A 1,560-nucleotide genomic window follows, 5' to 3' on the forward strand; every position below is an offset into this window, starting at 1 on the left:
CTTGGGTATTGGCTTCCAGATTAGGAAGCTTCTCGGTACCTATACTGACACCGCCGGTTTTTCAGTATTCTTGGCTTCATCCGGCAACGTTCTGAACCGTTGAGGAACTTGCAGGTTTTTCGAGTCACCAACGCTAGCTAGGCGGAACTGCCAATCAGAGACTTGCTCGTAGCTGAGATGTTTGGTGTCAACACTCGCGGTCCAGAATCCTGCAAAAAGGGCTGGGTCGTCAAACCGCAGAAGACCGGATTTACGAATTATTTCGCCCTGTGGCGTTCCCAAGATCGGAGAAATCACAAAGGGACTGATTTGAAATACCATTGAAGGGTTAATCGCTTTGACTTCATCATAGATTTCCCAAAGCGCTTCCTCTAGCCGTAACATACTCTCATCGTCATCATCAGGAAGCCCAATGATCATGTGATATACGATCATGGGAATACCAGCTCGCACAACCGTTTTCACAATTCGTTTGTGTTGCTGCCAGGGCAGTAACTTGGCATAAGCTTCCCGTCCAAATACAGGACGCTCGGCAGGAAGACCACCAGCGAGAGTTCCTTTTTGCCCATCCCAATGATAGAGGGCGTTGATCAGTTCTTCATCGGGGGTCAAATCTGTGCTGTCATAGTTGCGCCCACGCCCTAGAGTCATCTTCCTTAGCTCCAGACCATTGGGCCAAAGAATGGTTAAATCCATTTCCCGCAACCCTTTCATAATATCGAGCACTTCTTGTCGCCCATCGGGGAAAATCACCCGCCCCAGGAATTGATCGGAAACGCTTACTACGGATTTTGCTCCTGCTTGACGCTGTATATCCAGCCACTCCAGCACCCGTTTAGGAGTCATTCTGCGATACCCCGTACCATAAGTGGGGGTTTGACAAAAGTCACAGTGGCGATCGCAACCTATATCTGGAAATATGGAACCAATGGGTTTTAAATGCTCGGGAAACGGATCCATCCAATATTGTGTTCCCAAGCACTGTCTGGCCACATCCAAAGATGGTAAGGGCCAGTCTTCGGGATGCAATGGTTTATTACTGTTAGGATATTGAGTCCCGTCAGCTAAGACCACACCAGTGAGTGATTCTTTGGGACCTTTTCCTAACAGATAATTAAATAAAGCCCAATTAGCAGCGCCGGATTTGTCCTTAACCACTACTGAAGCACCGTTGCGAAGGTATATTTGGGGGTCAGCAAAGGGATCGGAACCACCCACAACCACTGGCTTACCTTTACTGGCCAGGTGCTTTAGCACCATCATTGCTATTTCCCGGTATAGTGTGAAGTTAACTGTAATGCACCAAACTTCACAGCTTTCAGGATCGACACTCTCTATCTCAACACCAACATAATTCTTAGTCAGTTCAATGCCTTTCCAGGCTATCCGTCCGTAATTCTCTTGGTAATCCCCGTCTCTGAGGTTAATAAATTTAGTTTCAAAGCCTCCTGCTTCAAGACTGGATAGTAATATTTGTTTACTAACAATTGGTTCCCATTTGCGCAGGGAATAAAAATCGTTCCCATCGGGGTCAGATAGCTTAAGTTGAGGCAATTCAAC

Annotated in this window: 1 protein-coding gene; it reads right to left on the minus strand. The window is 47.0% G+C overall.

Annotated elements, in window-relative coordinates; genetic code table 11:
- Positions 1-39: 39 nt before the first annotated feature.
- The coding region (locus F6K51_RS36965) for a radical SAM protein (RefSeq protein ID WP_293031073.1) at positions 40-1,560 on the minus strand (1,521 nt) is incomplete at its 5' end.

Origin of the sequence: Moorena sp. SIO3I8 (genome assembly GCF_010692325.1) — a bacterium.
Lineage (GTDB): Bacteria > Cyanobacteriota > Cyanobacteriia > Cyanobacteriales > Coleofasciculaceae > Moorena.